The sequence below is a fragment of the Streptomyces sp. AMJ-169 genome, from assembly GCF_055597585.1.
On record NZ_JBVLTJ010000005.1, the window covers coordinates 510,704 to 518,506 of the forward strand.

4 protein-coding genes are annotated in these 7,803 nt (G+C 71.4%); 2 read left to right on the forward strand and 2 right to left on the reverse strand.

Features of this window, described 5'->3' with window-relative positions:
* Positions 1 to 20 precede the first annotated feature (20 nt).
* Together ACYUD3_RS15620 and ACYUD3_RS15625 are read left to right on the forward strand one after the other, a co-directional pair.
* A complete protein-coding gene (locus tag ACYUD3_RS15620; protein WP_470969561.1) occupies positions 21 to 743 on the forward strand; it encodes an FHA domain-containing protein in 723 nt (240 codons plus the stop codon).
* A complete protein-coding gene (locus ACYUD3_RS15625; RefSeq protein ID WP_470969563.1) occupies positions 740 to 2,272 on the forward strand; it encodes a protein kinase domain-containing protein in 1,533 nt (510 codons plus the stop codon). The genes ACYUD3_RS15620 and ACYUD3_RS15625 overlap by 4 nt, the downstream gene beginning before the upstream one ends.
* Before the next feature lie 174 nt (positions 2,273 to 2,446).
* Here ACYUD3_RS15625 and purH read toward each other — a convergent pair whose 3' ends face one another.
* Positions 2,447 to 4,018: a bifunctional phosphoribosylaminoimidazolecarboxamide formyltransferase/IMP cyclohydrolase gene (purH, locus tag ACYUD3_RS15630; protein ID WP_470969565.1), complete on the reverse strand. Its 1,572-nt coding sequence runs from the start codon at positions 4,016 to 4,018 to the stop codon at positions 2,447 to 2,449.
* Positions 4,015 to 4,611 (reverse strand): phosphoribosylglycinamide formyltransferase, encoded by a 597-nt coding sequence (purN, locus tag ACYUD3_RS15635; RefSeq protein ID WP_470969823.1) that lies wholly within the window; start codon positions 4,609 to 4,611, stop codon positions 4,015 to 4,017. Before purN ends, purH begins: the two co-directional genes overlap by 4 nt.
* Positions 4,612 to 7,803 lie beyond the last annotated feature (3,192 nt).

The window sequence follows — 7,803 nt, forward strand, 5'->3', positions numbered from 1 at the left end:
CCGTCGCCCACCCTGATCCCGTGTACAGCATCATCGTCGTACCGCCGCAGGACTCCGGGGCCGGCTCCCAGCTGCGGCTCGCGCCCGGCGAGCGGCTGGCGTTCGGGCGGGCGGCCGGCGCGAACGACCTGGAGATCCCGCACGAAGGGGTGTCCCGGCAGGCCGGGGAGATCGTCGCGCACGGCGCCTACTGGACGCTGAGCAACTTCAGCCGCTCCCAGACGTACCTAGTGGAAAACCCTGAGGGCGCGGGCGAGCACATAAAGGTGTCGCCGGGGCGGCTGGACGCGCCCGTGCCGTTCGAGTTCGCGCGGCTCGTCCTCCCGGCGGCGGGCGACCTGCTGCCGGTCGAGGTGTGGGCGCCGCGCCACGACTACCGGGGCGGCCCGTCGGGCCCCGACGGCGCGACGACCGCGCCCGCGTTCTCCCTGGACCGCACGAAACGCTACTTCGCCGTCCTGACGGCCCTGTGCGAACCCCGGCTGCGCGGCACACCGCACGCCCCGCTGCCCACCGTCGACCAGGTGGTCACCCGGCTGCGCCCCGCCTGGCCCGCCGCCTCGCGGGCCACCGTGCAGTGGAACATCGACTACCTCGCCGTGAAACTCCGCCTCAAACCCGGCCCCGACACGGCAGACCCCGGCCCGCGCCTCAACGGCAAGAAGGAGTCCCTCGTCTCCCTCGCCCTGCGCTTCGACCTGGTCAGGGAAGCGGACCTGAACCTCCTGGGACCCCGGCCGTGACCCGCGACCCGTACGCCGTCCAGGTCCCCGAGGGCTACCGGACGGGCCGCTGGAAGGTCCAACGCCCCATCGCCACGGGCGCGTTCGGCAGCGTGTACGAGGCCCAGCGCACCGACCAGGACGACACGTTCCCGAGAACGGCCGCCCTGAAGTTCCTCCCCACCGGCACCAGCACCCCCCGCTCCCTCGCCCACCTCCGCGAACTCGCGGACCGGGAAGTCGAGTTGCTGGAACGCATCAGCAGCCCCCGGCTGATCCGGATGTACGAGAGTCTGGTGGTCGACGATCCGGCGCACCCGGGGTTGGACGGCGCCACCGTCCTCGTCCTCGAAAAAGCGGCCAACTCCCTTTCCGCGCTGCTGAAGAGGTCCCCCCGGCCGCCGAACGGCCCGGCGCTGCTCGCCCAAGTATGCGCGGGGCTCGATCAGTTGCACCGCGCCGGCTGGGTGCACGGCGATCTGAAACCGGCCAACGTCCTGCTGATGAAGGACGGTTCGGCGAAGCTGGCCGACTTCAACATGGCCGGCGAGCTGGAGGGCACCCACGCCTACACGCCCGCGTTCTCCACGCCCGACTACACCCCGCCGGAGCTGCTGTGGGCGGAGATCGGCGAACGCGGGCGCAGGATCAGGCCGTCGGCGGACGTCTGGGCGTTCGGCGTCCTCGCCCACCTGGTCCTGACCGGCGCGCTCCCCCTGCCCGGCGGAACTCCAACGGCCCGAAGAGACGCGGCGGTTGCCTACGCGCGCGGCACCGACGTCCTGCGCCTGTCCCCCGAACTCCCGGACGCCTGGCGGGAGATCGTCCAGTCCTGCCTCACCCGCACCCACGGCGACCGCATCGCGACCGGCACTCTGCTGCGCCGCGTGGAGTCGGCGGCCACGAACACCCGCCGCCGCCTGCCCCGCCGAACGGCCGTACTGGCGGCGGCCGTTGGGACGGCGGCGGCCATCGGGATCGGGTACGGGGTAAGCACGTGGACCGGCAACGGCGTCTCCTCGGGGACCCCCGTCGGGAGCACGCACAGCACCGCCGCAGCGGCCTACGGCTCGGCCGAACTCCGTACCGGGCAGGGCGTACCCGCCGCCTACCGGCTGCTGATCGTGGAGACCGCGCACGACTGCGCCGACCCCAACGTCACGCCCCCGCTGATCGCGGCCATGCTGAAGGTGGAGAGCGACTTCGATCCGCAGCTGTCGGATCCGGCCAAGGACGAGTACGGCATCGCCCGTTGGACGCCGAGCGTGCTGCGCTGGTGGATGAACGCCGACGGCACCCCCGGCGAGACCGTGCCCAAACCCCCTTTCCCGCCCGCCGAGTCGATCCCGGCGATGGGCCGCTACCTGTGCTGGATCGCACCCCGGCTGAAGCCCGAACTGCGCGGCGACAGACGGGTGTTCGTCGCCGCCGCGTACCGCACCTCGTGGAGCCGGGTGAACGAGTCCGGCGGGGTCCCGGCCAAGTACGCGGACTACGCGGCGCGGGTCGGGCACTACCTCAAGGTGTATACGCCGGCCGGGCGTTGGTGACCCTAGGACTTCTGAGGTACCGCGTGAAGAAGGGGTGCCGCAGAGTTGTCGTCGAGGGGTCGTCGTGACGGGGGAACAACGGGGGAGCGACTCCTCAGGGCACAGCGCATCCGCTGTGTACGGCGGGCGGCCCGACGTCGCAACGGGCCGCCCGCCTACAGGAGTTGCTCAGTGTCAGTGGAAGAAGTGCCGGGTGCCGGTGAAGTACATCGTGACGCCGGCCTTCTTCGCCGCCGCCACGACCTGCTCGTCCCGCACCGAACCCCCGGGCTGCACAACGGCCTTGACCCCGGCGTCGATGAGAATCTCAAGCCCGTCCGGGAACGGGAAGAACGCGTCGGAGGCCGCGTACGACCCCTGCGCCCGCTCCTCCCCGGCCCGCTCGACGGCGAGCTTCGCGGAGTCGACCCGGTTGACCTGGCCCATCCCGACGCCCACCGAGGCACCGTTCTTCGCCAGCAGGATCGCGTTGGACTTGACCGCCCGGCACGCCCGCCAGGCGAACGCCAGCTCCGCCAACTCGTCGGCGCTCAGGGCTTCTCCGGTCGCGAGCGTCCAGTTGGCGGGGTCGTCGCCGTCGGCCTGGAGCCGGTCGGTGACCTGGAGGAGAGCACCGCCGTCGATGGGCTTCAGCTCGACCGAACTGCCGGGCGCACCAGGGGCCTTGAGCACCCGGATGTTCTTCTTCTTGGCGAGGGCTTCGAGGGCGCCGTCCTCGTAGCCGGGCGCCACGATGACCTCGGTGAAGATCTCCGCGACCTGCTCCGCCATCTCCTTGCTCACCGGCCGGTTCACGGCGATGACCCCGCCGAACGCCGAGAGCGGGTCGCACTCATGAGCCTTGCGGTGCGCCTCGGCGACGTCCGAACCGACCGCGATACCGCAGGGGTTGGCGTGCTTGATGATCGCGACGGCGGGCTCGGAGTGGTCGTACGCGGCACGGCGCGCGGCGTCCGTGTCCGTGTAGTTGTTGTACGACATCTCCTTGCCGTGCAGCTGCTCGGCCTCGGCGAGACCACCGCCACTGCCGTCGACGTAGAGGGCGGCGGGCTGGTGCGGGTTCTCGCCGTAGCGGAGGGTGTTCTTGCGCTCATAGGCGGCGCCGAGGAAGTCCGGGAACTGTGAATCGTCCACCGGGGCATAGGAGTTGGCGAACCAGCCGGCGACGGCGAGGTCGTACTCGGCGGTGTGCCGGAAGGCTTCGGCGGCGAGGCGCTTGCGGGCGGGGAGGTCGAAGCCGTTCTCCTGGGCCGCCGCGATGACATCGGCGTACCGCGAGGGGCTCACGACGACCGCGACCGAGGGGTGGTTCTTCGCGGCGGCGCGGACCATGGAGGGCCCGCCGATGTCGATCTGCTCGACGCACTCGTCCGGGGTGGCGCCGGAGGCGACCGTCGCGCGGAACGGGTAGAGGTTGACGACGACCAGGTCGAACGGCTCGACGCCCAGGTCCTTCAGCTGCTGCTGGTGGTCCTCCAGCCGCAGGTCGGCGAGGATGCCCGCGTGCACCTTGGGGTGCAGGGTCTTGACCCGGCCGTCGAGGCACTCGGGGAAGCCGGTCAGCTCCTCGACCTTGGTGACGGGGACGCCCGCGGCGGCGATCTTCGCCGCGGTCGATCCGGTGGAGACGAGCGCGACGCCCGCCCCGTGCAGCCCGCGCGCGAGGTCTTCGAGGCCGGTCTTGTCATAGACGCTGATGAGCGCGCGGCGGATGGGCCGCTGGGTGCTCGCGGTCTCGGCGGTCACTGGATAACTACCTTTCGTCCCTCAATACGGTGGCCGTTGCGGGCGATCCGCCCCACGACCTCGACGAGCAGCCTGCGCTCGACTTCCTTGATGCGCTCGTGCAGCGTGCCCTCGTCGTCCTCGTCCCGGATCTCGACGGCGCCCTGCGCGATGACCGGTCCGGTGTCGACGCCGTCGTCGACGAAGTGGACCGTGCAGCCGGTGACCTTCGCGCCGTACGCCAGCGCGTCCCGGACGCCGTGGGCGCCGGGGAAGCTGGGCAGCAGGGCCGGGTGCGTGTTGATGAAACGGCCGCCGAAGCGGGCCAGGAACTCCTTACCGACGATCTTCATGAAGCCGGCGGAGATGATGAGGTCGGGGTGGTGAGCGGTGACCTGCTCGGCGAGGGCCGCGTCCCATTCGTCCCGGGTGCCGTGGTCGGCGGTGCGGACCACGAAGGTGGGGATGCCGGCTCGTTCGGCTCGCTTCAGTCCTTCGATACCGGGGCGGTCCGCGCCGACCGCGACGATCTCTGCGCCGTAGGTGTGGGGGCCCGTCGTCTCGATGTGGTCGAGGAGGGCTTGGAGGTTGGTGCCGGAGCCGGAGACGAGGATTACTAGGCGTTTGGGGGTGGGGGGGCTGAGGGGGGTGGCCGGGTCGGCGTCGGGGGCTGCGGTTGCTCCGGGGATGGCGGCGGGGCCGGGGGCGCTGTGGGTGGTGGCCGCCGGTTCGGCGGCGGGGCCGGGGGTGGCGGCTGCGGCGGGGCCTGGGGTGACGGCTGCGGCGGGGCCGGGGGTGACGGCTGCTCCGGCGCCCGGGGCGGGGACTGCGGCTGCTCCGGAGGCGGTTGTTCCGGCAGCGGGGCCCGGGGGGACGGCCGGTTCGGCGTCAGGGACGGCCGCCGGGCCGGGGGCGCTGTGGGTGGTGGCCGGTTGGGCGGCAGCAGAGGCTGCGGGGCCGGGGGGCGCGTCGGCTGTGGTGGACTCGGTGGCCTGGGGCCGGGTGGGCGTGGCGGCCACGGTGGGGGCCTTTCTTGCGGACCAGCGTTTGTACGGTCGTACGAATGCTTCGTGTCCTTGGATACGGGGAAGTGTACGAAGCGGCCGACCGTCAGCAACGATACCGGCACATCGGGCGGCCTCCACGGGACGGGGGCGGGGGTGGGGGGTAGCGTCTGGCGGGAGTGGGTGCGTGTATCTGCGGGGAGTGGGTGTGCGTGTCTGCTGTTCTGCCGTTTTGTCGTTTTCCGTTTGCCGTTGCCGTTGCCGTTGCCGTTGCCGTTGGCCGTTTGCTGCGGGCGGGGTGTGCGTCTGCTGGGGCGGGTGCGTGTCCGTCGGGGTGGGCGGTGTGCTTCTGCTGGGGGCGGGGGTGCGTGTCTGTCTGGGGCGGGGGCGTCCGTCGTCTTGACGGGGGTGCGCGTTCGCCATGGGCGGGGGCGTCCGTCGTTCTGGCGGGGGTGCGTGTCCGCCTTCGGGCGGGTGCGTTCGTCGTCCTGACGAGGGGTGCGTGTCCGCCGTCGGTGGGGGCGTCCGTCGTTCTGGCGGGGGTGCGCGTCTGCCTTCGGGCGGGTGCGTTCGTCGTCCTGACGAGGGGTGCGTGTCCGCCGCCGGTGGGGGCGTCCGTCGTTCTGGCCGGGGTGTTCGAACTCGGATGGGCGGGAGCGGGAACGCGGCGGTGGTGTGGTGCGTTGCCGTGGTAACAGCTCGTGCCATGTAGGACATACGCCGTATCCGTTGCTCACCTGCCGTATCCGTCGCTCACCTAGGGAAGACGCTCACTTGATGCCGGACCGCAGCCTGCGAACCATCCCGCCTGCCTCGCAGCCGACGCCCGAAGCTGTCTCGGGGGTCGGTTCGGGGGGAGTCCGCGGGGTCAGTTTGTCTTTCTCCGCCGCCGCTGTTGCTGGGAGGGGTGGGTTTGTGTTGGGGCGGGAGCGGGGGGGTTCTTCTGGTGGGGGGTTTTCTGTGGAGGGGCGGGACGGTTCTTTGAGGGGGGTCGACTCCTCGGGGGGTGCGGGTTCTTCTGGGGGGGCGGGTTCTTCGGGGGGAGGTTCCTCGGAGGGAGCGGGCTCTTCTGGGGCTGCGGGCTCTTCTGGGGAGGGCGGCTCCTTGGGGTCTTCGGGTTCCTCTAGGGGGGCGGGGGTTTCTGGAGGGGCGGGTTCTTCTGGGAGTGCAGGCTCTTCGGGGGGCGTCGGTTCCTCTGGGGGGACGGGTTCCTCTGGGAGCGCGGGTTCCTCTGGGAGCGCAGGCTCTTCGGGGGGCGCGGGTTCCTCTGGAGGTTCGACGGGTTCTTCTGGGGGCGCCGGTTCCTCTGGAAGCGCGGGCTCCTCTGGAAGCGCCGGTTCCTCTGGGGCACCGAAGTCCTCGAAGTCGCCGTCCGCCGAGGACAATCCGTTCGCGCCGCCGCCCGAGGGCACGCCTGATCGGCCGTGGGAGCCTCGGCAGCCCGTGCAGGGTGGTGGCAACGGCGGCGGTGGTGACGGTGGTTCGCCGTGGGGACGGCAGTGGAGTGACCGGCAGCCTGGGCGGGCTTCCGGTGGTGGGTTCGGGGAGCGGCCCGGTGGGGCCGGCGGTCCCGAGGGGTCCGGAGGGTCCGGGGGTGGGCCGCAGTCGTCCGGTCCACGCTGGGACCCGACCGACCCGGTCCAGCGGCGGGCCCGATACGCGCTGCTCGGCGGAATGTGGTCCTTCTTCTTCGCCCTGTTCGGCTGGCCGTACGTCGCGCTGCTGCTCGGTTCGCTCTCCATCTATTGGGGGGTCAGCGCGCTGAGGGGGAAGCCGGGGGGAGAGGGCGAGGGGAAGGAAAGGGGACGGGGACGAAGGGGGTCGCGGGCTTCGGGAGACGGTCCCGAGTCGCGGTCCGGGGTCGGGACAGGCACCGGGGTTGGGACAGGGACCGGCGTCGGGACAGGGGTCGGAACTGGGACCGGGGTCGGGGCAGGGAACGGGATCGGGGCAGGGGTCGGATCCAGCCCCGGAACCGCCCCCAGACCCGGCTCCACTTCAAGGCCGGGTCCCGCTCCCCGCCCCGGCTCCACCCCCGCCCGCCCCCAAACCACCGCCGCAATCAGCGGCCTCGTCACAGCATCCCTAGCCCTGGGCCTCGTCGCCGCCGGATTCACGGCGCAGCTGGTCTACCGGGACTACTACACCTGCGTGACAGACGCCCTGACCAACGAGGCAAAGGCATCCTGCGACAACTTGCTGCCAAAGGATCTGCGAACACTGCTGGGGACGAACAGCTGAGGGGGTTGATGAGCAGGAGTTTGTGATCGGGCTGGGCAGGGGCGTAGGCAGACAGTTGGGCCGAAGCTGAGGGCGCGGGCAGGCAATTTGGCTGAGGCCAAGGGCTGGGGACCGAGAGCCCGGGGCCGAGGGGTCGGTGATCGGGCTGCTGGCAGGGGCCAGGACCGGGTAGCGGAATCCTGGCTCCGGCTTACCGATCGGACTGCGGTCAGGGGCCGGCAGGTGAGGGCGGCTGCCGAGAGGGCGCGGGGCGATGACTCAAGGCAGTTGCCGCAGGCTGAGGGGCGCAAGAGGCGCTAAAGCCGTGCATCCCGAGCAGTACATCTCTAAGGGAGCATCTGGGCGGTACATCCCGGGAGACGTCCGGAGCAGATGCCGTACGGGGCTGCCCGTCCCGAACGGATATGCCCTGCGCAGATGCGTCCCGAGCGGATGCGCCTGAAGCTGTCCGTCCCGAGAAGGTGCCTCCGAGCCGCGTGTCCTCAGCAAGCGCGCCCAAAGCGAGGGACGCCCCGAGCGGATACGCCTGAAGCTGTCCGTCCCGAGAAGGTGCCTCCGAGC